Raw genomic sequence first — 223 nt, forward strand, 5'->3', positions numbered from 1 at the left:
TCGATCCCAGCATTCGCCGGGAGTTCGCCGCCGTCAGCCGGGCACTCGACGAGCGCTTTGGTCGCAATGCCATCATTCGCGGCGAAAAGGATCTCATCAACCGTGTGCCACAAGCGCAGCGCAGCGCCTTCGAGGCGATGCAGGACAGGTTGAAGGTCCTGCAGCGGACGGTGCGCATGGAAAGCAGCGAACAGATCATCTCGGAACGGCGCCAGCGGGCTGT

The 223-nt window shown here is 63.2% G+C and carries 1 protein-coding gene; it reads left to right on the forward strand.

Annotation, left to right across the window (positions count from 1 at the left end; genetic code table 11):
- The coding region (locus MOV76_RS39735; protein ID WP_247266655.1) for a hypothetical protein at positions 1-223 on the forward strand (223 nt) is incomplete at both ends.

Source organism: Rhizobium sp. PRIMUS64, from assembly GCF_023006465.1.
GTDB lineage: Bacteria > Pseudomonadota > Alphaproteobacteria > Rhizobiales > Rhizobiaceae > Rhizobium > Rhizobium leguminosarum.